This is a genomic window from Nonomuraea sp. NPDC052116, from assembly GCF_040680035.1.
GTDB lineage: Bacteria > Actinomycetota > Actinomycetes > Streptosporangiales > Streptosporangiaceae > Nonomuraea > Nonomuraea angiospora_A.
Genome location: NZ_JBFAWA010000005.1, coordinates 432,525 through 451,191 on the forward strand (window position 1 = coordinate 432,525; position 18,667 = coordinate 451,191).

At 67.5% G+C, this 18,667-nt stretch carries 29 protein-coding genes; 3 read left to right on the forward strand and 26 right to left on the reverse strand.

Annotation, left to right across the window (positions count from 1 at the left end; genetic code table 11):
* The first annotated feature begins 165 nt into the window (after positions 1 to 165).
* The 3 genes from AB0L65_RS12290 (at position 166) to AB0L65_RS12300 (ending at position 4,220) form a co-directional block, all read left to right on the forward strand.
* Positions 166 to 846, forward strand: coding sequence for a CAP domain-containing protein (locus tag AB0L65_RS12290; protein ID WP_364243749.1), 681 nt, complete (start codon positions 166 to 168; stop codon positions 844 to 846).
* 24 nt (positions 847 to 870) lie between these two features.
* Positions 871 to 2,145, forward strand: a complete 1,275-nt coding sequence (locus AB0L65_RS12295; protein ID WP_364243751.1) for a hypothetical protein — start codon at positions 871 to 873, stop codon at positions 2,143 to 2,145.
* 104 nt (positions 2,146 to 2,249) lie between these two features.
* Positions 2,250 to 4,220, forward strand: coding sequence for a hypothetical protein (locus tag AB0L65_RS12300; protein WP_364243754.1), 1,971 nt, complete (start codon positions 2,250 to 2,252; stop codon positions 4,218 to 4,220).
* Here AB0L65_RS12300 and truA read toward each other — a convergent pair.
* The 26 genes from truA to rplP all read right to left on the reverse strand — a co-directional run bounded on the left by truA (position 4,185) and on the right by rplP (position 18,666).
* On the reverse strand, positions 4,185 to 5,081 hold the full coding sequence (gene truA / locus AB0L65_RS12305; protein WP_364243757.1) for a tRNA pseudouridine(38-40) synthase TruA: 897 nt from the start codon (positions 5,079 to 5,081) through the stop codon (positions 4,185 to 4,187). The two genes, AB0L65_RS12300 and truA, sit on opposite strands and share 36 nt — an antisense overlap.
* Positions 5,082 to 5,155: 74 nt before the next feature.
* Complete coding sequence (rplQ, locus tag AB0L65_RS12310; protein WP_364243760.1) at positions 5,156 to 5,692, reverse strand: 50S ribosomal protein L17; 537 nt, start codon at positions 5,690 to 5,692, stop codon at positions 5,156 to 5,158.
* Between the two features lie 135 nt (positions 5,693 to 5,827).
* Positions 5,828 to 6,844, reverse strand: a complete 1,017-nt coding sequence (locus AB0L65_RS12315) for a DNA-directed RNA polymerase subunit alpha (protein ID WP_364243763.1) — start codon at positions 6,842 to 6,844, stop codon at positions 5,828 to 5,830.
* A gap of 95 nt (positions 6,845 to 6,939) precedes the next feature.
* Positions 6,940 to 7,566 carry a 30S ribosomal protein S4 gene (gene rpsD / locus AB0L65_RS12320; RefSeq protein ID WP_364243765.1) on the reverse strand — a complete coding sequence of 209 codons (627 nt, stop codon included), beginning with the start codon at positions 7,564 to 7,566 and terminating at the stop codon, positions 6,940 to 6,942.
* A 23-nt stretch (positions 7,567 to 7,589) separates the two neighbouring features.
* On the reverse strand, positions 7,590 to 7,994 hold the full coding sequence (rpsK, locus tag AB0L65_RS12325) for a 30S ribosomal protein S11 (protein WP_020542285.1): 405 nt from the start codon (positions 7,992 to 7,994) through the stop codon (positions 7,590 to 7,592).
* A 42-nt stretch (positions 7,995 to 8,036) separates the two neighbouring features.
* The gene (gene rpsM / locus AB0L65_RS12330; RefSeq protein ID WP_125644650.1) at positions 8,037 to 8,417 is read right to left on the reverse strand and encodes a 30S ribosomal protein S13; all 381 of its coding nucleotides are present in this window, start codon (positions 8,415 to 8,417) and stop codon (positions 8,037 to 8,039) included.
* Between the two features lie 223 nt (positions 8,418 to 8,640).
* Complete coding sequence (rpmJ, locus tag AB0L65_RS12335) at positions 8,641 to 8,754, reverse strand: 50S ribosomal protein L36 (protein WP_003956441.1); 114 nt, start codon at positions 8,752 to 8,754, stop codon at positions 8,641 to 8,643.
* A gap of 25 nt (positions 8,755 to 8,779) precedes the next feature.
* Positions 8,780 to 9,001 (reverse strand): translation initiation factor IF-1, encoded by a 222-nt coding sequence (infA, locus tag AB0L65_RS12340; protein WP_012887858.1) that lies wholly within the window; start codon positions 8,999 to 9,001, stop codon positions 8,780 to 8,782.
* 292 nt (positions 9,002 to 9,293) lie between these two features.
* Positions 9,294 to 9,695 (reverse strand): hypothetical protein, encoded by a 402-nt coding sequence (locus AB0L65_RS12345; RefSeq protein ID WP_364243767.1) that lies wholly within the window; start codon positions 9,693 to 9,695, stop codon positions 9,294 to 9,296.
* 103 nt (positions 9,696 to 9,798) lie between these two features.
* Positions 9,799 to 10,239 carry a DUF1707 domain-containing protein gene (locus AB0L65_RS12350; protein WP_364243770.1) on the reverse strand — a complete coding sequence of 147 codons (441 nt, stop codon included), beginning with the start codon at positions 10,237 to 10,239 and terminating at the stop codon, positions 9,799 to 9,801.
* An 18-nt stretch (positions 10,240 to 10,257) separates the two neighbouring features.
* Complete coding sequence (gene map / locus AB0L65_RS12355) at positions 10,258 to 11,067, reverse strand: type I methionyl aminopeptidase (RefSeq protein ID WP_364243773.1); 810 nt, start codon at positions 11,065 to 11,067, stop codon at positions 10,258 to 10,260.
* A 113-nt stretch (positions 11,068 to 11,180) separates the two neighbouring features.
* Positions 11,181 to 11,831, reverse strand: coding sequence for an adenylate kinase (locus tag AB0L65_RS12360; protein ID WP_185070637.1), 651 nt, complete (start codon positions 11,829 to 11,831; stop codon positions 11,181 to 11,183).
* A complete protein-coding gene (gene secY / locus AB0L65_RS12365; RefSeq protein ID WP_364243775.1) occupies positions 11,831 to 13,135 on the reverse strand; it encodes a preprotein translocase subunit SecY in 1,305 nt (434 codons plus the stop codon). The genes AB0L65_RS12360 and secY overlap by 1 nt, the downstream gene beginning before the upstream one ends.
* 166 nt (positions 13,136 to 13,301) lie before the next feature.
* Entirely contained in the window at positions 13,302 to 13,757 is a 456-nt protein-coding gene (gene rplO / locus AB0L65_RS12370) for a 50S ribosomal protein L15 (RefSeq protein WP_350730993.1), read from the reverse strand.
* A gap of 2 nt (positions 13,758 to 13,759) precedes the next feature.
* Positions 13,760 to 13,942, reverse strand: coding sequence for a 50S ribosomal protein L30 (gene rpmD / locus AB0L65_RS12375; RefSeq protein WP_080043226.1), 183 nt, complete (start codon positions 13,940 to 13,942; stop codon positions 13,760 to 13,762).
* A 2-nt stretch (positions 13,943 to 13,944) separates the two neighbouring features.
* Positions 13,945 to 14,574, reverse strand: coding sequence for a 30S ribosomal protein S5 (rpsE, locus tag AB0L65_RS12380; RefSeq protein WP_349446692.1), 630 nt, complete (start codon positions 14,572 to 14,574; stop codon positions 13,945 to 13,947).
* Positions 14,575 to 14,599: 25 nt separating this feature from the next.
* Positions 14,600 to 14,983: a 50S ribosomal protein L18 gene (gene rplR / locus AB0L65_RS12385; RefSeq protein ID WP_350730991.1), complete on the reverse strand. Its 384-nt coding sequence runs from the start codon at positions 14,981 to 14,983 to the stop codon at positions 14,600 to 14,602.
* A 2-nt stretch (positions 14,984 to 14,985) separates the two neighbouring features.
* Positions 14,986 to 15,528 (reverse strand): 50S ribosomal protein L6, encoded by a 543-nt coding sequence (rplF, locus tag AB0L65_RS12390; RefSeq protein ID WP_364243778.1) that lies wholly within the window; start codon positions 15,526 to 15,528, stop codon positions 14,986 to 14,988.
* A 16-nt stretch (positions 15,529 to 15,544) separates the two neighbouring features.
* Positions 15,545 to 15,943, reverse strand: coding sequence for a 30S ribosomal protein S8 (gene rpsH, locus AB0L65_RS12395; protein ID WP_192789898.1), 399 nt, complete (start codon positions 15,941 to 15,943; stop codon positions 15,545 to 15,547).
* Between the two features lie 155 nt (positions 15,944 to 16,098).
* The gene (locus tag AB0L65_RS12400) at positions 16,099 to 16,284 is read right to left on the reverse strand and encodes a type Z 30S ribosomal protein S14 (RefSeq protein ID WP_020542298.1); all 186 of its coding nucleotides are present in this window, start codon (positions 16,282 to 16,284) and stop codon (positions 16,099 to 16,101) included.
* Between the two features lie 4 nt (positions 16,285 to 16,288).
* Positions 16,289 to 16,864, reverse strand: a complete 576-nt coding sequence (gene rplE / locus AB0L65_RS12405) for a 50S ribosomal protein L5 (protein WP_106253395.1) — start codon at positions 16,862 to 16,864, stop codon at positions 16,289 to 16,291.
* A complete protein-coding gene (rplX, locus tag AB0L65_RS12410; protein ID WP_350731450.1) occupies positions 16,864 to 17,157 on the reverse strand; it encodes a 50S ribosomal protein L24 in 294 nt (97 codons plus the stop codon). The genes rplE and rplX overlap by 1 nt, the downstream gene beginning before the upstream one ends.
* 8 nt (positions 17,158 to 17,165) lie before the next feature.
* The gene (gene rplN, locus AB0L65_RS12415) at positions 17,166 to 17,537 is read right to left on the reverse strand and encodes a 50S ribosomal protein L14 (RefSeq protein ID WP_106253399.1); all 372 of its coding nucleotides are present in this window, start codon (positions 17,535 to 17,537) and stop codon (positions 17,166 to 17,168) included.
* Positions 17,538 to 17,733: 196 nt separating this feature from the next.
* Positions 17,734 to 18,018, reverse strand: a complete 285-nt coding sequence (gene rpsQ, locus AB0L65_RS12420) for a 30S ribosomal protein S17 (protein WP_185070626.1) — start codon at positions 18,016 to 18,018, stop codon at positions 17,734 to 17,736.
* Entirely contained in the window at positions 18,011 to 18,247 is a 237-nt protein-coding gene (gene rpmC, locus AB0L65_RS12425; protein ID WP_106253417.1) for a 50S ribosomal protein L29, read from the reverse strand. The genes rpsQ and rpmC overlap by 8 nt, the downstream gene beginning before the upstream one ends.
* The gene (gene rplP / locus AB0L65_RS12430; RefSeq protein ID WP_185070624.1) at positions 18,247 to 18,666 is read right to left on the reverse strand and encodes a 50S ribosomal protein L16; all 420 of its coding nucleotides are present in this window, start codon (positions 18,664 to 18,666) and stop codon (positions 18,247 to 18,249) included. Before rplP ends, rpmC begins: the two co-directional genes overlap by 1 nt.
* Position 18,667 lies beyond the last annotated feature (1 nt).

Below are 18,667 nucleotides of genomic sequence, written 5' to 3' on the forward strand. Positions count from 1 at the left end.
AGTCTACCTGAACGCAGAACGGTTAGGTTTCGTTTCCCTGGGACCTCTTCTTTCCCAGGACCAGACATCCCTATCGTTAGCGGCGGTATGTGGCAGAACTCTCACTCCCGGCCAACCCAGCGGGGCGCTCGGCGCCGGAATCACCTGGGGGTGCTGGCCTGCCTCATGACCGTGCTCTTCACGGGGGTGCTGCTCGGCCGGCTCACCGACGACGCCGAGCCGAAACCCCATATCTATCTCAACGAGACCGCCCCGCCCGCCGCGGCCACCGCCAACCCCGCGCCGACGACGGCCAGGAAGGCGCAGCAGCAGGTCGAGATGATCCCCAGGGAGATCACGACCAAGGCCGTGCCCCGCGGCCGGGCCACCCCCAAGGCCACCAGATCGCCCGACGGTCAGATCGCCGGGTTCAACTCCCAGGACAACCCCGCGATGCTCAGCGACGGCAGCGGCGGCGTGCAGATCATGCCCGGACTGGCGGCCAAGGTCGTCTCGCTGACCAACTCCGCCCGGTCCCGCCACGGCTGCGGGGCGCTCAGGGTGAACTCCGGTCTCTCCGGTTCCGCGCGTACGCACTCGCTGGAGATGGCCCAGTCCGGGCAGCTCTCGCACACCTCCCCCGACGGCTCGTCGCCGTGGGACCGGATGGAGCGCGCGGGATACCGCTGGGGCGCCGCCGAGAACATCGGCGCCGGGTACAGCACCCCCGAGGAGGCGGTGCGCGGCTGGCTCGACAACCCCGACCAGCGCAAGAACATCCTCGACTGCGGACTGAAGGCCATCGGGGTGGGCGTCGCGTCCGGCCCGGACGGGCCATGGTGGACCCAGGACTTCGGAACCCGATGACGCGCATCACGGTAATGTCGCCGCATGGCTTTTCCCGAAGGACGTGAAAACAGCGCCCCCTATGGCATGGGGAGTGTCTTCCAGCCTGCGGGCAGACGCCGCGCTCCGAACGGTCCCGGCGGTCCGGCCGGTCCCGATGGTCCCGGCGGACCGGGCTTTTTCGGCGCCCCCAACGGCCCCGGCGCTCCTGGCGGCCCCGGCCCTGGCCCTAGCGGCCCCGGCGGTCCTGGCCCTGGCGGCCCCGGCGGTCCTGGCCCTGGCGGCCCCGGCGGTCATGGTCCCGGCGGTCCTGGCGGTCCCGGTGGTCCCGGTCCCGGCGGTCCTGGCCATGGCGGCCCCGGTGGTCCTGGCGGCTCTGGCCCCGGCTTCTTCGGCGGCCCGGGCGGACCGGAAGGCCCTGGTGGACCCGGTGGCCCTGACGGCCCGGACTCTCCCGGCGACGGCGACGACGCCCCGCGCCGCTCCCGCCGTTCCCGCAGGCAACGCGCCGCCGACGACGCCGAGCAGGAGAGCAAGTCCGACAGCGCGCCGCAGGACGGCGACCGGGCACCGCAGAGCAGGGTCGGCTGGAGCCCGTACGACGAGGGCCCGCGCTCGCGCGCCCCGCTGTGGTTCGCCCTCGGCGGCATAGCGGTGCTCGGCCTGCTCGGCGGCGGCCTCGCGATGATGTGGAACGCCGACAAGCCCGTCACGGCCCAGACCACGACCCCTCGCATGACCGCGCCGCCGCTCCCGTCGGCCCCGCCCGGCAAGTACGGCTTCGCGGCCGAACGGTCCACGGACCCCGAGCCGATCACGGTCAAGGAGATCTTCGGCAAGACGAAGAAGATCACGGTCGCGGGCCGGTCGTACGAGATGACCGTCACCAGCAAGGACAAGAAGTGCGCTGACGGCGCCCTTGGCGACGCCTTGAAGAAGGCGCTCAAGGACGCCAAGTGCAACCAGCTCGTACGCGCCAGCTTCCGCGACAAGGCCGGCAAGATCATCGGCACGGTCGGCGTGGCCAACCTCAAGACCAGCAAACTGGCGTCCAAGGTGGCCAAGGCCGGCAGCACGGCCAACTACGTGAAGCCGCTCGCGGGCAAGGACAGTGTCACCAAGCAGCTCGGCTCGGGCGCGGGCGGCGCCAGGATCTGGACGCACGGCCACTACGCGATCATGGTCTGGTTCCAGAACAAGGACGGCACGAAGCCGGACAAGAAGGGCTCCAAGCAGATCTTCGGCGCCATCAACGACATCACCAAGGCGACGGTCTTCAAGGCTCTGGACAACCGCACGCTCACCGGAAGCCCCCTTTAGCGAAAACGGCTTCTTATTCGATAAGCCCCCAAACGGGATGCCAGATCCCGCTGGGAACGCTCATACCGACGTAACGATCTCGCTACTCTCGCTAGGCTCGCCCTATGCGTGGCCAGGAACCCGGGTCTGAGCACGATCGCAGGGAAGCCGACGGATCGGCCGCACCAGCGACGCCACCGCCGAGCTTCGGCCAGACCAGCGGGCGAGACGTACCACCGGCGTTCGCCCCCGCCGACGAGGAACTGCGCGGCTCCTCCGACGACGCGGCGCACAGCCCCGACGACGACGCGCCGCCCGCCCCGCCGGGCGAGGCGGCGGACGCCGTTCCCGCCTTCCGGGGAGCGCCGTACGAGCCGCCCGACTCCGGGACGCGACCCGCCGTTCCCGCCTTCGGGGGGCCGCCGCCCGAGTCGACCGACTCCGGAACACGACCCGCGTCGCCCGACGACGACGAGCCGCCCGGCGTCCAGCCGTGGGAGGTGGCGGGCGACGACGCAGCGCCGTACGACTGGTACGACGACGAGTCCGAGCCCACCCGCCCGGGCGGCCTGCGCCCGCCGCACCCGGTCGCCGAGGCGGAGGACCCCGACCAGACGCTCATCGGCCGGTCGCGCCCCACGCTGGGCGAGCAGATACGAGCCGAGCAGGTGCGGGCCATCCGCCCCTGGGACGACCCGGAGCCCGGCGCCTGGCCCGCCGAGCAGGCCGCGCCCGGCGGCCCGTCGTGGGAGCCGCCACCGGCGTTCACCGCCGCCGCGGCGGGCATGCCGGTGTGGCCCGCGCCGCCCAGCGACCCGAACGCCAAGCCGCCCTGGCCCGCCGCCACGGGCGAGCTGGTGGCCGAGCCCGACAACGACGAGCCGGGCTACGACCCCAACGCCACCCAACCGGAGGGGCTCACCCGCCCGGCCCACTACTTCGACCCGGACGCGGCCCGCAGGGAGGCCGCCCAGCAGGCGAAGGGCAGGGCCCAGCCCTCGTCCATCGCCGACCAGGACACCCCTCCCGACGGCTTCCTGCCGGCCCCGATCGCCTCGCCGGAGGAGGACCTCACCGAACCGGTGCTCTCCTCCTTCACCCCGAACCCCACCGAACACGGCACCCCGCCGCTCTCCCTGTCCGATCCGGCCAACCTGCCGGCCCACCCGCCCGTGCCCGGCGACGTGCCCGTCTGGCCCCCCAACCCACCATCCGAGGCCAAGCTGCCCGATCTCCCGTTCCCCAGGGACACCTGGGGACAGAAGCCCGCCGCCCCGCTCAGCCGGCCCCAGAGCGGCAGCCCGGCGTTCCCGCCTGGAGCGTTCAAACAGCCACCGTTCCAGACCCCGCCTCCGCCGCCTGCCCCACCCGGCAAGAGCAAGCGAGCCCTGCTCGTCACGCTGGGCGCGCTGGCCCTGGCCGGGGTCGCGACCGGCGGATTCTTCGCCTACCAGGCGGTCACCTCCCCCACGCCCACCACGGCCGCCACCCGCCCCACCGCGTCAAGCGAGCCCAGCACCGAGACGCCCGCCGCCGCGGCGCCCTCCGACGCCCCCGACGGGACGTCCATCCTCAACTCCGAGCAGACCGACCCGCAGAAGCTGTCGCTCTCGGAGGCGTTCCCGAAGAAGAAGGTCAGCGCGGCGGGCACCACGTTCACCAGGGTCAAGGCGGCCGTCGAGACGAGCTGCGACAAGGCCGCCACAGGGGACTTCGCGGACGCGCTCAAAGAGCAGAAGTGCAGCCGCGTGCTCAGGGCCACCTACGTCGACAGCAAGCACCGCTACGCGGTCACCACGGGCATAGCGGTCCTGCCCGACAAGGACGCGGCCATCATCGCCGACCAGTCCAAGAACCTCTCAACCAACGTCTGGTTCCGCCCGCTCCCCGGCGCCGACGGCTCGGGCGGCGAGCGCGTGAACATCGCCGGCGGCTACGCGGCCGGGCTGGTGTGGGGCCGCTACATCATCTTCAGCTACGCCACCTACGCCGACGGTCACACCCCCGAGTCCAAGGAGAAGACGCTGCCCAAGGTCAGCGGGGCGTTCCGGGACCAGACCTCACTCGTCCTCGAGCGCCGCGTCACCAAGGGCTGACGGCGTCCGCTGGAGGGCGGTGGTGCGCACTCGCCGCGTGGCCCGAGCCCGCGCGGCGAGCTCCGGCTCCGCCGGGTAGCCCACCTCCTCCAGGCACAGCCCGTGCGCGGGCGCGACGTGCACCCCCGAGTCCCGTACGGCCCGCGCCAGCACCTGGCCGGGCCACTCCACCGGCCGGCTCCCGTCACCGGCCGCCAGCAGCGACCCGACCAGCGCACGCACCATCGAATGGCAGAACGCGTCCGCCACGACGGTCGCCACCAGCACCCCGTCGGGCTCTCGGGCCCAGTCCAGCCGCTGCAGCTCCCTGATCGTGGTGGCGCCCTCGCGCCTCTTGCAGAACGCCGCGAAGTCGTGCTCCCCGAGCAGCCGCGCCGCCGCCACGTTGAGCGCGCCGGCGTCCAGCGACCGGTTGTGCCAGACCACCTCGCGCCGCCGCAGCGGGTCGACGCCGCCCACCGCGTCGCTCACCCGGTACGCGTACCGCCGGAACATCGCCGAGAAACGCGCGTCGAAGCCCTCAGGAGCCACGGAGACCCGATGAACGCGTACATCTGGGGCCAGGACCCCGCCCAGGCGCCTGACAAGCGCAGCGAGCCGCTCATGGACGTCCAGGGGCCCTCTGTTGCCGTCGAGCTCGGCCAGAGACCCGTCGGGCACGTCCACGTGGGCCACCTGGCCGCGCGCGTGCACGCCGGCGTCGGTGCGGCCGGCCACGGTCAGCATCGCGGGCTCGCCGAGGCGCAGGATCCTGCCAAGCGCCTGCTCGATCTCGCCCTGGACGGTCCGGCGTCCCGGCTGCCTGGCCCATCCGGAGAAGTCGGTCCCGTCGTACGCGAGGTCGAGGCGGAGCCGTACCACGATGATCCTCCTTCAACTGAAAACGGGCCCGCACCCCGCAGGGGGTCCGGGCCCGTCTCGTCCGACCTGAAAGATCAGGCCTCGTCCTTCTTCGCCTCAGCCTCGGCGGCCGGGGCCTCCTCCGCGGCGGCGGGAGCCTCCGCGGCGGGGGTCTCCTCGGCGGCGGCCTCGGGAGCCTCGGTCTCCTCCGCGGCGGGCGCCGGAGCAGCGGCGGCGGCGGGGGCCTCGGTGCGGCGGGTCGTGACGCCGCTCAGCGGCTCGGCCACCAGCTCGATGACCGCCATCGGGGCGTTGTCGCCCTTGCGCGGACCGACCTTGGTGATCCGGGTGTAGCCACCGGGACGCTCGGCGAACGTCGTCGCGATCTCGGTGAAGAGGTGGTGTACGACGCCCTTGTCCTTGACGACGGTCAGGACCTGGCGACGGTTGTGGATGTCGCCCTTCTTCGCCTTGGTGATCAGGCGCTCCGCCAGCGGGCGCAGGCGCTTGGCCTTGGCGACCGTCGTGCGGATCTTGCCGTGGCGGAACAGATCGGTGGCCAGGTTGGCCAGGATCAGCCGCTCGTGCGCCGGGCTGCCGCCAAGACGTGCACCCTTGGTGGGCTTGGGCATGGTCTTTCTCCTCCTGGATTAACCCGCCCCGGCCGTACCAGGTACCGGAGTCGGGCCGGATCGCAGTCGCTCTGTGTGCGATCCGTTACTGTGGCCCCGCGCCATGACACTGCGCGGGGCCCTCGAAAAGCGGGATCAGTACTGCTCGGTCTCGACGTAAGCGCTGTCGTCGTCGTCGTAACCGCCACCGGCCACCTGGCTCGGGTCGAACCCGGGCGGGGAGTCCTTGAGCGCCAGCGTCATCTCGTGCAGCTTCTGCTTGACCTCTTCGATCGACTTGGCGCCGAAGTTCCGGATGTCCAGCAGGTCCTGCTCGCTGCGCGCGACGAGCTCACCCACGGTGTGGATGCCCTCGCGCTTGAGGCAGTTGTAGGAGCGAACGGTGAGGTTGAGCTCCTCGATCGGCAGCGCCAGATCGGCGGCCAGGGCGGCGTCGGTCGGCGACGGGCCGATGTCGATGCCCTCGGCCTCGACGTTGAGCTCGCGGGCCAGGCCGAAGAGCTCGACGAGGGTCTTACCGGCGGAGGCCACCGCGTCGCGGGGCTTCATGGCCGGCTTGGTCTCGACGTCGAGGATGAGGCGGTCGAAGTCGGTGCGCTGCTCGACTCGGGTCGCCTCGACCTTGTAGGTGACCTTGAGCACCGGGGAGTAGATCGAGTCGATCGGAATGCGACCGATCTCCTGGCCCGGCTGCTTGTTCTGGGCGGCGGAGACGTAGCCGCGACCGCGCTCGACGGTCAGCTCCATCTCCAGCTTCGCCTTGCCGTTGAGCGTGGCGATGCGCAGCTCGGGGTTGTGCACCTCGACACCGGCCGGCGGCGCGATGTCGGCGGCGGTGACCTCACCCGGGCCCTGCTTGCGCAGGTACATCACGACCGGCTCGTCGTGCTCGGAGGAGACGACCAGCTCCTTGAGGTTGAGGATGATGTCGGTGACGTCTTCCTTGACCCCGGGAACGGTCGAGAACTCGTGCAGGACGCCCTCGATCCGGATGCTCGTCACGGCCGCGCCCGGAATGGACGACAGCAGCGTGCGACGGAGCGAGTTGCCGATGGTGTAACCGAAGCCCGGCTCCAGCGGTTCGATGACGAACCGGGACCGGGTGTCGTCGAGCGACTCTTCGAGAAGAGTCGGGCGCTGAGCGATCAGCATGCGGGGTCTCCCCTTTTTCGTGTGGCGCCCGCCATATGACGCCACTCCGATAAACAGCGTAGTTGAGGTGCGGAAATCCGCACCTCAACTCAGGCTCACTTCGAGTAGTACTCGACGATGAGCTGCTCCTGGACCTGGGTGTCGATCTGCTGGCGAACCGGCAGCTGGTGAACCAGGACGCGGAGCTTCTCGGGCACGACGCCGAGCCACGCGGGAACGGTGCGCTCGCCCGAGGTCGCCCGGGCGACCTCGTAGGGCAGAAGGTTGCGCTTGTTCTCGCGGACCTCGATGATGTCGTGCTCGCGAATGCGGTAGGACGGGATGTCGACCTTCTTGCCGTTCACCAGGATGTGGCCGTGGCGCACCTGCTGGCGGGCGGCGTCACGCGACTGGGCGAACCCGGCGCGGTAGACGACGTTGTCGAGACGGCTCTCCAGGATCTGGAGCAGCGCCTCACCGGTCTTGCCGGTCTTGCGGGTGGCTTCCTCGTAGTAGTTGTGGAACTGCTTCTCGAGGACGCCGTAGATGCGGCGGGTCTTCTGCTTCTCACGAAGCTGAAGCTGGTACTCGGACTCCTTGGGACGTCCGCGGCCGTGCTCACCCGGCGGGTAAGGACGGATCTCGATGGGGCACTTGGCAGACTCGCACTTGCTGCCCTTGAGGAAGAGCTTGGTCTTCTCGCGACGGCAGAGCTTGCAGTCGGCGCCCGTGTAACGAGCCATTTCTCAATATCTCCTGGGCTTGTTCAGACGCGGCGGCGCTTCGGCGGCCGGCAACCGTTGTGCGGGACCGGGGTGACGTCCTGGATCGAACCCACCTCGAGGCCGGTGGCCTGGAGGGAGCGGATCGCGGTCTCACGGCCGGAGCCGGGACCCTTGACGAAGACGTCCACCTTGCGCATGCCGTGCTCCATGGCGCGGCGAGCGGCGTTTTCCGCGGCCATCTGAGCGGCGAACGGGGTGGACTTACGGGAGCCCTTGAAACCCACGTGGCCGGCGCTGGCCCAGGAGATCACGTTCCCGTTGGGGTCCGTGATCGAGACGATGGTGTTGTTGAACGTGCTCTTGATGTGGGCGTGCCCGTGAGCGACGTTCTTCTTTTCCTTGCGGCGCACCTTCTTCGGCGCGCCCTGACGGCTCTTAGGAGGCATTGTTTGCCATTACTCCTGAGGTCTTCGGTCCGCGGCTGTGGACTACTTCTTACCGGGCTTCTTCTTACCGGCCACGGTCTTCTTCTTGCCCTTGCGGGTGCGCGCGTTGGTCTGCGTGCGCTGGCCGTGGACGGGCAGGCCCTTGCGGTGCCGGATGCCCTGGTAGCAACCGATTTCGATCTTGCGACGAATGTCGGCCTGGACCTCGCGGCGCAGGTCACCCTCGATCTTGAAGTTCGCCTCGATGTAGTCACGCATCGGGACGAGCTCGGTGTCGGAGAGCTGGTGCACGCGGAGGTCGCCGCTGACACCGGTGGCCTGGAGGATCTCCTGGGCGCGGGTGCGGCCGATTCCGTAGATGTAGGTGAGAGCGATCTCCAGCCGCTTCTCGCGGGGGAGGTCGACGCCAACCAGGCGAGCCATGGTCGGGCATTCTCCTTCTTTGTGGCGGAGGTCTTGCGCCGCACTACCCCTCCCCAATGCCCGGGGTGAGGGCCCCGGCCTCCGACCGGGGGTCTCCGGAGCGGTTCGAGCCTTTCGAAAAGGGCCCGCCTGCTCAGGTGTGAGACGCGATTACTGACTCAGGCTCCTCATGCGTCGAGCCCGCTCCCTCAATCGGGGCGGACTCGGAGGAGCCTTGCGGCGACTAACCCTGACGCTGCTTGTGGCGCAGGTTGTCGCAGATCACCATGACGCGACCGTGCCGGCGGATCACCTTGCACTTGTCGCAGATCTTCTTGACGCTCGGCTTTACCTTCATTGTCCTTCGTGATTCCTCAGACGTCTTACTTGTATCGGTAGACGATCCGCCCACGACTCAGGTCGTAGGGGCTCAGTTCAACGACTACCCGGTCGTCCGGCAGAATCCGGATGTAGTGCATCCGCATCCGCCCGCTGATATGGGCCAGGACCTTATGGCCGTTGTCGAGCTGCACCCGGAACATGGCGTTCGGGAGCGACTCGACCACAGTGCCCTCGATCTCGATGGCGCCGTCTTTCTTGGCCAAGATTCCTCGCGTTTCACTGATCGATCGTCTGAGGCTCCGGTTCACTAAGCAGCCGCGACTTCACGCTTCGAAGAGAGCGGCGACCGGCAAAGGCCGCCGACGCGTGATAGTCATAGTGAGCCGACTAAGGAGTGTACGACACCTGAGACTAAAACGCGAAACGCGTGCCAGGTGTCCTGACACAACCACGGACGAGTCTACCCCACGTTCACCGGCCTTCAGACCTTCCGGGGAAAGCGGAAGGCCCGCCGAGGGAGAGATCCCGGCGGGCCCTGTTCCCGTGGGTGAGGTCCTAGTAGATGCGGTGCGTCGGACCGCAGTACTTGAACGGGCCGCCCCAGCAGGTGTAGGTGTACAGCTTCTGGATGCCGAACTTCGACCAGGTCACCTGGTACGAGCCGTCCCAGCCCTGGACGAACTTGTGCCAGCTGCCGCCGGAGTAGTACTTGAACCACACGTACCCCTTCTTCGGGGTGAACTCCTTGCCGTACCAGTGGGTGTAGACCTTGCCGTTCTGCTTCCAGGTCTTGCCGTAGGTGAAGGCCTTGTGGTTGCTGGAGTAGTACTTGCCCCAGCTGCTGATCGACGTGACCGACGACTGGGTGGCGGTGGCCGCCTGGGCGGCGGGGGCGACGGCGAGCCCGGTGAGGGCGATCGAGCCGGCGAGAGCGGTGGCCGCAAGGATCTTGCGCATTTCGGTTCCTCCGTGAGTCGTGCTTCCCGACACAGCTCACGTTAGGAATCCAGACATATCCGTACTGCGCACGAATGCACACAGTGCACTAGTGCACACAGCCCTACTTGAGCTTCTTGGGCTTGTCGGGCGGCGAGTTGCCGAAGACGGTGCTGATCAGCAGGATGACGCCCCACGGGCCCATGACCCACAGCGGCCAGGGGTAGATCAGGTGCTCGGACGTGAGGCTCACGATCAGCCAGATCACCCAGTTGATGCCGCTGGCCGACGCCCAGGCGCCCCAGGCCGCCCGCATGCCCGGATGCATGCCGGTGCGCCGTGCGGGGCTCTGCGGCACCGTGGCGGGCCGGTTGCGCAGGTCCACGTCCGGCAGGTCGACCGTGAGCTTGGCCAGCTCTCCGTACGTCCTGCTCTTGTAGAGCTGCTCGAGCCGTTCGTTGAACTCGTCCATCGTGATGCGGCCCTGCGCGGTGTGCTCGCGGAGGATGGCGGCGACGCGGTCGCGGTCGGCGTCGGAGGCTCGCATCTCGGGGCTGTTCGCCATCCCACCCACTCCCGGGGGTCAGTTCTGCGGTTGGGTAAGGCGCTCTTTCCCGCCGTCCAGCGCGGTCAGCACCCAAGGACCATTATGTGTCACGGCGACACTGTGCTCGAAGTGTGCGGACTGCTTGCCGTCGACCGTCACGACGGTCCACTCGTCGGCCAGCACGCGGGTGCGCTCGGTGCCCAGGTTCACCATGGGCTCGATGGCCAGGCACATGCCCTCTTCCAGCACCGGGCCCCGGCCGGGCCGGCCGTGGTTGGCGATCCACGGGTCCATGTGCATCTCGGTGCCGATGCCGTGGCCGCCGTACTCCGGGGGGATGCCGAAGCGGCCCTGCGACTTGACGTACCGCTCCACCTCGTAGCCGATGTCGGACAGGTGGCGGCCGACCCGCAGCGCCGCGATGCCGCGCCACATGGCCTCCTCGGTGATCCGCATCAGCTCGGTGAGCTTCGGGTCCACCTCGCCGACCGGGACCGTCACGGCCGAGTCGCCGTGCCAGCCGTCCAGGATCGCGCCGCAGTCGATGGAGATGACGTCGCCCTCGCGCAGCTTCCTCGCGTCGGTCGGGATGCCGTGCACCACCTCGTCGTTCACCGACGCGCAGATCGTCGCCGGGAAACCCTGGTAGCCCTTGAACGACGGGATCGCGCCCTCGTCCCTGATCGCCTTCTCGGCGATGACGTCGAGGTCGAGCGGCGTCATGCCGGGCTCGACCGAGCGCTTCAGCAGGTCGAGCGTGCGCCCGACCACCAGGCCCGCCGCCCGCATCTTCTCCAGCTGCTCCGGCGACTTGATCTGGATGCCGTGTCTGTTCCTTTTGAACATCTTCTGCCCCCCTGGGTCTTCAACGGGCCACAATGGGGGCCCAATTCCCCCCACAATAGCCGCGAGGTGGCACGGAAACCCGTGCCACCTCCGCAAATCGCTCGTAACTGGAGCTATCCCATGAACGGGCGGATCGCCTCCATGGCCCGCTGGGTGACCTCCTCGACCGGGCCCGTAGCGTCGACCCCCACGAGAATGCCCTCGTCGGCGTAGTAGGAGACCAGCGGCGCCGTCTGCTCCTGGTAGACCTCCAGGCGGTGCCTGACGGTCTCCTCCTTGTCGTCGTCACGCTGGAAGAGCGCGCCCCCGCACGCGTCGCACTTGTCGTCCTTCTTGTCGTCGAACTCGACGTGCCAGATACGGCCACACTGGCTGCAGGTGCGCCGGCCGGCCAGCCGCCTGACCACCTCGTCGTCGTCGACGACGAGCTCGAGTACGAGGTCGAGCGCCTGGCCCCAGTCCTTGAGCATGTCGCGCAGGATCTCCGCCTGTGCGACGTTCCTCGGGAAGCCGTCGAGCAGGAACCCGTCCTGCGCGTCGTCCTCGGACAGACGGTCACGGACCATGGCGATGGTGACCTCGTCGGGCACCAGATCACCACGGTCCATGTAGGTCTTGGCCAGCTTGCCAAGATCCGTGCCCCCCGAGACGTTGGCACGGAAGATGTCACCTGTCGAGATCTTCGGGATGGACAGGTTCGATGCGATGTACTGGGCCTGTGTCCCCTTACCCGCTCCGGGGGGCCCGACCAGAACGAGACGCACTACCGCAGGAAACCTTCGTAGTTACGCTGCTGGAGCTGGCTCTCGATCTGCTTAACGGTGTCAAGGCCGACGCCTACCATGATCAGAATACTCGTCCCTCCGAACGGGAAGTTCTGGCTCGCACCGGACACCGCCAGCGCGACGATCGGGACCATGGCGATCAGACCCAGATAGAGCGAGCCCGGCGCGGTCAGACGAGTGAGCACGAAGTTCAGGTATTCAGCCGTCGGCCTGCCAGGACGGATGCCCGGAATGAACCCACCGTACTTCTTCATGTTGTCGGCGACTTCAGTGGGGTTGAACGTGATCGACACGTAGAAGTACGTGAAGAAGATGATCAACACGAAGAACGTGGTCATGTAGATCGGCGTGTCACCGGTGGCCAGGTTCTGCGAGATCCAGCGGATGAACGCGTTGTCCGTGCTCTGGAAGAGCGACGTCAGCAGCTGCGGCAGGTAGAGCAGCGAGGACGCGAAGATGACCGGGATGATGCCGGCCTGGTTGACCTTCAGCGGAATGTAGGTGGACGTGCCGCCGTACATCCTGCGCCCGACCATCCGCTTGGCGTACTGGACCGGGATGCGACGCTGCGCCTGCTCGACGAAGACCACCGCGGCGATCATGAAGACACCGACGACCATGACGACCGTGAAGGTGAACTTGTTCGCCTGGAAGATGTTGGCCAGCTCGGACGGGAAGACCGCGACGACCTGCGTGAAGATCAGGATGGACATGCCGTTGCCGACACCGCGGTCGGTGATGAGCTCACCGAGCCACATGATCACGGACGTACCGGCGGTCATGATGACCACCATCGTCACGATCTGGAAGATGTTGTCGGGGTTGAGCAGCACGTCCTGCTGGCAGTTCGGGAACAGCTGCCCGGTGCGGGCCAGAGCGATGAAGGCGGTGGACTGCAGGACGGCAAGACCGATGGTGAGATAACGCGTATACTGCGTAATCTTGGTCTGACCGGCCTGTCCCTCCTTCTTCAGCGCCTCGAGACGCGGGATCACGACGACGAGTAGCTGGAGAATGATGCTCGCGGTGATGTACGGCATGATGCCCAGCGCGAACACCGACAGCTTCAGGAGCGCACCACCGCTGAAAAGCTGCACCATCCCGTAGATGTTGCCGGCGGCTCCGTTACGGGCCTGCTCGAAACAGGCGGCGAGGTTCTGGACGTGAACTCCCGGAGTCGGAAGAACCGAGCCGAGACGGAAAAGCGCGATGATGCCCAGGGTGAAGAGCAACTTTTTGCGCAGGTCCGGTGTCCGGAACGCCCGGGTAAACGCGGTCAGCACGGTCCCTCCTGCGCGCCTTTACGGCGGTGTGAGTATGCGATGGTGCGAGGATCTGCCATGTCTGTCTTAGGTCAGACGAGACGGTCAGAAGCCTGCCGTCTCGCGAACTCTAACGCACTACGGGCGTGGGGGCATTTGTCAAAGCCCCCACGCCTCGTAATAGCTCTTACAGCTCGGTAACGGAGCCACCCGCAGCGGCGATCTTCTCCTTCGCGGCGGACGAGAAGGCGTGAGCCTGAACGTTCACAGCGACGGAGATCTCGCCGGTGCCGAGCACCTTCACGAGCTGGTTCTTGCGGACAGCGCCCTTGGCGACCAGCGACTCGACGGTGACCTCGCCACCGTCGGGGAACAGCTCGCCGAGCTTGTCCAGGTTGACGACCTGGTAGGTCGTCTTGAACAGCGCGTTGGAGAAGCCCTTGAGCTTCGGCAGACGCCTCTGCAGCGGCACCTGGCCACCCTCGAAGCCGAGGGGGACCGTCGTACGGGCGTGGCTGCCCTTGGTGCCGCGACCGGACGTCTTGCCCTTCGACGCCTCGCCGCGACCCTTGCGGATCTTGGCCTTGTTGGCGCCGGGGGCGGGACGCAGGTCGTGAATCTTGAGCGGAGCCTTGTCAGTCATGACTAGTCGACCTCTTCCACCTCGACGAGGTGCGTCACCACGGAGACCATCCCGCGAATCTCGGGCCGGTCCTCCTTGACGACGACGTCGCCGATTCGCTTCAGGCCAAGCGAGCGCAGCGAGTCACGCTGGTTCTGCTTGCCACCGATCTTCGAGCGAACCTGAGTGATCTTCAGGCGTGCCATGACTAGCTCACCGCCTTCGCGGCCGCCGCCTCGGCGAGACCCTCACGCTGAGCCTTCAGCATGCGGGCCGGGGCGACGTCCTCGATCGGCAGGCCACGGCGGGCGGCGATCTCCTCGGGGCGCGAGAGGCCCTTCAGAGCCGCCACGGTGGCGTGCACGATGTTGATCGGGTTGTCGGAGCCGAGCGACTTCGACAGCACGTCGTGGATGCCGGCGCACTCCAGCACCGCGCGCACCGGACCGCCGGCGATGACGCCGGTACCGGCCGAGGCCGGACGCAGGAAGACGACACCGGCCGCCTCCTCGCCCTGCACGGTGTGCGGGATGGTGCCCTGGATCCGAGGCACCTTGAAGAAGTGCTTCTTCGCCTCTTCGACGCCCTTGGCGATGGCCGCGGGCACTTCCTTGGCCTTGCCGTAGCCGACGCCGACCAGGCCGTTGCCGTCACCGACGATGACGAGGGCGGTGAAGCTGAAGCGACGACCACCCTTCACGACCTTGGCCACACGGTTGATCTTCACTACGCGCTCGATGTACGAGACGCCCTTGTCGGCGGCGCCACCGCGGCGATCGTCACGACGGTCCCGCCGCTCGCCACCGGTGCCGCCACCGCGACGCGGAGCTGCAGCCATCAGTGGTTCCTCTTCTCAGTTGCCATCAGAATTCGAGCCCGCCTTCGCGGGCGCTGTCCGCCAGAGCCGCGATGCGGCCGGCGTAGCGGTTGCCACCGCGGTCGAACACGACAGCGGTGATCCCGGCTTCCTTGGCCCGCTGAGCGAGGAGCTCGCCGACCTTCTTCGCCTTCTCGGTCTTGTCCGCCTCGAGCACGCGCAGCGAGGGGTCCATGGTGGACGCGCTCACCAGCGTGTGGCCGACGGTGTCGTCCACGATCTGGACGAACATGTGACGGGTCGAACGGTTGACGACCAGGCGCGGACGCGCGGTCGTGCCGACGACGTTCTTGCGGACGCGGCGGTGACGGCGGGCCCGCGAGACGGTGCGGGCAGCCGTGTGCTTGCTGAACGCAGTCTTCGGAGCCATGCCTACTTACCAGCCTTTCCGACCTTGCGGCGGATCTGTTCGCCCTGGTAGCGCACGCCCTTGCCCTTGTACGGGTCAGGCTTGCGCAGCTTGCGGATGTTGGCCGCGACCTCGCCGACCTTCTGCTTGTCGATGCCGTCCACGTGGAACACGGTCGGCTTCTCGACGCGGAAGGTGACGCCCTCGGGGGCGTCCACGATGACCGGGTGGCTGAAGCCCAATGAGAACTCCAGCTGCGTCGGGCCCTTGGCCTGGACGCGGTAACCGACGCCGACGATCTCCAGGGATTTGGAGTAACCCTGGGTGACGCCCTGCACCATGTTGGCGATCAGCGTCCGGGACAGGCCGTGCAGCGCACGGACCTTGTTCTCGTCGTTGGGCCGGGAGACGGCGATGGCGCCGTCCTCGTCGCGAGCGACCGTGATGGGCTCGGCGACCTTGTGACTGAGCGTGCCCTTCGGGCCCTTGACCTGGACATCCTGGCCGGCGATCGTGATGTCTACGCCGCTGGGCACAGGGATGGGCAGCCGTCCGATTCTCGACATGCTGTGTTCCTCCCCTCTACCAGACGTAGGCGAGGACTTCCCCGCCCACGCCACGCTTGCCGGCCTGCTTGTCGGTCATGAGACCGGCGGACGTCGAGATGATCGCGACGCCCAGTCCGCCCAGGACTCGAGGCAGGTTGTCCTTCTTTGCATAAACCCGCAGACCGGGCTTGGAAACCCGGCGCAGGCCCGCGAGCGACCGCTCACGGGTGGGCCCGAACTTGAGCTCCACCACGAGGTTCTTGCCAACCTTGGCGTCTTCGACGGTCCAAGCCTGGATGTAACCCTCCTGCTGGAGGATCTCGGCGATGTGCGCCTTGATCTTCGAGTACGGCATCGTCACGCTGTCGTGGTACGCCGAATTCGCGTTACGCAGACGTGTGAGCATGTCTGCGATCGGGTCGGTCATCGTCATGGCCAGTGGCCTTCCTCGCCGCGGTTTCCAGTCGGCCAAGCAGCGCTCTGCCGGTGGACCTTCGGCGCGGTCATGGACGCTCTTAGAGAGCGCCCGGGTCTTCTTCTGAAAATATGATCACCCAGGGGCGGCACGGAGGCCGCCCCCAAGGTTACCTACCAGCTCGACTTGGTGATGCCGGGCAGCTCGCCCCGGTGCGCCATCTCGCGGAAGCACACGCGGCAGAGCCCGAACTTGCGGTAGACGGCGCGCGGCCGGCCACAACGCGAGCAACGGGTGTACGCCCGGACCTCGAACTTCTGCTTGCGCCCCGCCTTGGCGATCAGCGACTTCTTCGCCATTGGATCAGGCCTCCTTGAACGGGAAGCCGAGGAGCTTCAGCAGCGCCCGGCCCTGGTCGTCGTTCTTCGCCGTGGTCACGATCGTGATGTCCATGCCCCGCGGCCGGTCGACCTTGTCCTGGTCGACCTCGTGGAACATGACCTGCTCGGTCAGACCGAACGTGTAGTTGCCGTTGCCGTCGAACTGCTTGGGCGACAGGCCGCGGAAGTCCCGGATACGGGGCAGGGCCAGCGCCAGCAGGCGGTCGAGGAACTCCCACATGCGGTCGCCGCGCAGCGTGACGTGCGCGCCGATCGGCATGCCCTCGCGCAGCTTGAACTGGGCGATGGACTTGCGCGCCCGGACGACGGCCGGCTTCTGGCCGGTGATCACGGTGAGGTCGCGGACGGCGCCCTCGATGAGCTTCGAGTCGCGGGCCGCCTCGCCGACGCCCATGTTGACCTTGATCTTGGTCAGCGCGGGGATCTGCATGACGTTCTCGATGCCGAACTGCTCGCGAAGCTGGGCCGCGATCTCCTCGCGGTACTTCGTCTTGAGTCGCGGCGTCGGGCGCTCGGTCTCAGTGGTCGTGGCAGTCATCAGCTGTCCTCACCCGTCTCGTCGGCCTTCTTCTCGTCGGCCTTCTTCTCGGCGGGCTTCTCGTCCTTGAGCTTCTTCACGTTCGAGACGTGGATGGGGCCCTCCATGGTCTGCACGCCGCCGGTCTTGGCGCCGCGCGGACCCTGGTGGGTCTCCTTCGAGTGCTTCTTGATCATGTTGACGCCCTCGACCACCACACGGTCCTCGTGCGGGAGCGTGGCGATGACGTGACCCTTGGCACCCTTGTCCTTGCCGGCGATGACCTTGACCAGGTCACCCTTCTTCACATGCAGCTTCGGCATTACAGCACCTCCGGTGCGAGCGAGATGATGCGCATGAACTTCTTGTCGCGCAGCTCGCGGCCGACCGGGCCGAAGATACGAGTGCCACGAGGGTCACCGCTGTCCTTGATGATGACGGCGGCGTTCTCGTCGAAGCGGATGTAGGAGCCGTCGGGCCGGCGGCGCTCCTTGACCGTGCGGACGATGACGGCCTTGACCACGTCGCCCTTCTTGACGCCCGTGCTGCCCGGCAGCGCGTCCTTGACAGTGGCGACGATGATGTCGCCGATACCGGCGTAGCGTCGGCCCGAGCCACCGAGAACACGGATGCAAAGGATCTCCTTCGCGCCCGTGTTGTCGGCGACCTTGAGCCGCGACTCCTGCTGGATCACGTTGAACTCCTGTTAGTCGCGCCGGTTCTCATTTCTGAGCCTGGCGGAACCGTCGTTGTCTTGTTCCCACGGCCACAACGCCCGTAGGCGCCGCACCGCAGGCGACGCGAGGCCCGCATGTGGCCCCGCGTCCTTGGACGCCGTCATGGGGGCTCTCAGAGCCCCCACGAGGCGCGGTATATGTCGAGAAGGAGAGTTACTTCGCCTTCTCGAGGATCTCCACGACCCTCCACCGCTTGGTGGCGGAGAGGGGGCGGGTCTCCATGAGCAGCACGCGGTCGCCGACGCCACAGGCGTTGGCCTCGTCGTGTGCCTTGTACTTGGTCGTACGGCGGATGACCTTGCCGTACAGACGGTGCTTGACGCGGTCCTCAACGGCGACGACGACGGTCTTGTCCATCTTGTCGCTCACCACGAGGCCCTCGCGGACCTTGCGGAAGTTCCGCTGCTCGTTCGTCTCAGTGGTCTCGGTCTCAGCCATCGCTCGTCTCCTTCTCGACCGTGACGATGCCCAGCTCGCGCTCGCGCATCACGGTGTAGATACGGGCGATCTCGCGGCGGACGGCGCGCAGCCGCCCGTGGCTCTCCAACTGACCGGTCGCCGCCTGGAAGCGGAGGTTGAACAGCTCCTCCTTGGCCTCCTTCAGCTTCTGGACGAGAGTGTCCTCGTCCTCGAGCCTCAGCTCGCCGGCGGTCAGGCCCTTAGCCATCACGCCTCACCCACTTCACGCTTAACGATCTTGCACTTCATCGGGAGCTTGTGAATCGCACGCTGAAGCGCTTCGCGGGCGATCGGCTCCGCCACGCCGGACAGCTCGAACATCACGCGTCCGGGCTTGACGTTGGCGATCCACCACTCCGGCGAACCCTTACCGGAACCCATGCGGGTCTCGGCAGGCTTCTTGGTGAGCGGACGGTCGGGGTAGATGTTGATCCACACCTTGCCGCCACGGCGGATGTGACGGGTCATGGCGATACGAGCGGACTCGATCTGACGGTTGGTCACGTAGGAGTGCTCAACCGCCTGGATGCCGAACTCGCCGAACGTGACCCTGGTGCCGCCCTTGGCGGCTCCGCTGCGGTCAGGCCGGTGCTGCTTGCGGTGCTTGACCCTGCGCGGGATCAGCATG

What these genes read in the sequence shown, in the direction of transcription:
- AB0L65_RS12300 (WP_364243754.1), top strand. Translation starts at nt 2,250, where the DNA reads ATGCGTGGCCAGGAACCCGGGTCTGAGCACGATCGCAGGGAAGCCGAC.
- rpsM (WP_125644650.1), bottom strand. Translation starts at nt 8,417, where the DNA reads ATGGCTCGCCTGGTTGGCGTCGACCTCCCCCGCGAGAAGCGGCTGGAG.
- rplQ (WP_364243760.1), bottom strand. Translation starts at nt 5,692, where the DNA reads ATGCCCAAGCCCACCAAGGGTGCACGTCTTGGCGGCAGCCCGGCGCAC.
- AB0L65_RS12290 (WP_364243749.1), top strand. Translation starts at nt 166, where the DNA reads ATGACCGTGCTCTTCACGGGGGTGCTGCTCGGCCGGCTCACCGACGAC.
- rpmJ (WP_003956441.1), bottom strand. Translation starts at nt 8,754, where the DNA reads ATGAAGGTAAAGCCGAGCGTCAAGAAGATCTGCGACAAGTGCAAGGTG.
- rpsE (WP_349446692.1), bottom strand. Translation starts at nt 14,574, where the DNA reads ATGGCTGCAGCTCCGCGTCGCGGTGGCGGCACCGGTGGCGAGCGGCGG.
- rpmC (WP_106253417.1), bottom strand. Translation starts at nt 18,247, where the DNA reads ATGGCTAAGGGCCTGACCGCCGGCGAGCTGAGGCTCGAGGACGAGGAC.
- rplO (WP_350730993.1), bottom strand. Translation starts at nt 13,757, where the DNA reads ATGACTGACAAGGCTCCGCTCAAGATTCACGACCTGCGTCCCGCCCCC.
- rpsD (WP_364243765.1), bottom strand. Translation starts at nt 7,566, where the DNA reads ATGGCTCGTTACACGGGCGCCGACTGCAAGCTCTGCCGTCGCGAGAAG.
- AB0L65_RS12350 (WP_364243770.1), bottom strand. Translation starts at nt 10,239, where the DNA reads ATGGCGAACAGCCCCGAGATGCGAGCCTCCGACGCCGACCGCGACCGC.
- rpmD (WP_080043226.1), bottom strand. Translation starts at nt 13,942, where the DNA reads ATGGCACGCCTGAAGATCACTCAGGTTCGCTCGAAGATCGGTGGCAAG.
- rpsQ (WP_185070626.1), bottom strand. Translation starts at nt 18,018, where the DNA reads ATGGCTGAGACCGAGACCACTGAGACGAACGAGCAGCGGAACTTCCGC.
- AB0L65_RS12400 (WP_020542298.1), bottom strand. Translation starts at nt 16,284, where the DNA reads ATGGCGAAGAAGTCGCTGATCGCCAAGGCGGGGCGCAAGCAGAAGTTC.
- map (WP_364243773.1), bottom strand. Translation starts at nt 11,067, where the DNA reads ATGTTCAAAAGGAACAGACACGGCATCCAGATCAAGTCGCCGGAGCAG.
- rplR (WP_350730991.1), bottom strand. Translation starts at nt 14,983, where the DNA reads ATGGCTCCGAAGACTGCGTTCAGCAAGCACACGGCTGCCCGCACCGTC.
- rplF (WP_364243778.1), bottom strand. Translation starts at nt 15,528, where the DNA reads ATGTCGAGAATCGGACGGCTGCCCATCCCTGTGCCCAGCGGCGTAGAC.
- rplE (WP_106253395.1), bottom strand. Translation starts at nt 16,864, where the DNA reads ATGACTGCCACGACCACTGAGACCGAGCGCCCGACGCCGCGACTCAAG.
- rpsK (WP_020542285.1), bottom strand. Translation starts at nt 7,994, where the DNA reads ATGCCTCCTAAGAGCCGTCAGGGCGCGCCGAAGAAGGTGCGCCGCAAG.
- AB0L65_RS12295 (WP_364243751.1), top strand. Translation starts at nt 871, where the DNA reads ATGGCTTTTCCCGAAGGACGTGAAAACAGCGCCCCCTATGGCATGGGG.
- AB0L65_RS12315 (WP_364243763.1), bottom strand. Translation starts at nt 6,844, where the DNA reads ATGCTGATCGCTCAGCGCCCGACTCTTCTCGAAGAGTCGCTCGACGAC.
- AB0L65_RS12345 (WP_364243767.1), bottom strand. Translation starts at nt 9,695, where the DNA reads ATGCGCAAGATCCTTGCGGCCACCGCTCTCGCCGGCTCGATCGCCCTC.
- rplP (WP_185070624.1), bottom strand. Translation starts at nt 18,666, where the DNA reads ATGCTGATCCCGCGCAGGGTCAAGCACCGCAAGCAGCACCGGCCTGAC.
- rpsH (WP_192789898.1), bottom strand. Translation starts at nt 15,943, where the DNA reads ATGACGATGACCGACCCGATCGCAGACATGCTCACACGTCTGCGTAAC.